Here is a 546-nt window from a genome sequence, read left to right as displayed (position 1 = left end):
TCGCCACGGTGTTGATGCCGGTGTGGCCGTTGAAGATCGCCCAGTTCTGGTTGGTGAAATAGTAGAACGCAGCGCCGATCGCGAGCGTGATCATGATGGTGTAGATGCCCTCGGTGCGCACCGCGAGCGCGCCGCCGAGCGTGCCGAACAGCGTCGCCAGCGCCAGCGCCATCGGGGTTGCCAGCCACCACGGCCAGCCCAGGCTGATATTGGCGTTGCCGCTCACGCCGAACACCGCGACCATGTAGCCGGCGAAGCCCGCGATGGTGAGCTGCATCAGGCTGACCATGCCGCCATAGCCGGCGAGGAACATCAGGCTGAGGGCGATGACGCCGAGGATCAGCGTGGTGGCGAAGATCTCGATCAGGAAGAAGCCGTTGGCGATCAGCGGCATGATCACGAGGATCAGCGCGACCAGCCAGGCCACGGGATTCTGGAATTCCGGCCAGGTGCGGAGCAGGGCGCGGCGGGTCGCGTTGCCGGATCGGTCGGTGCGGAACTGGGTGCTCTGCAGCAATGACATCTCATCGCCTCGCGAGCAGGCCC

The 546-nt window shown here is 65.6% G+C and carries 1 pseudogene; it reads right to left on the bottom strand.

From position 1 onward, the window contains the following. Positions 1–523 (bottom strand): annotated as a pseudogene (locus GO615_RS27860) (hypothetical protein); the annotation flags it as partial. Positions 524–546 lie beyond the last annotated feature (23 nt).

It is taken from the genome of Aromatoleum evansii (assembly GCF_012910805.1).
Classification (GTDB): Bacteria; Pseudomonadota; Gammaproteobacteria; order Burkholderiales; family Rhodocyclaceae; genus Aromatoleum; species Aromatoleum evansii.
The sequence above is the reverse complement of the archived record's forward strand: the minus strand, read 5'-3'. Positions and strand labels throughout refer to the sequence as shown.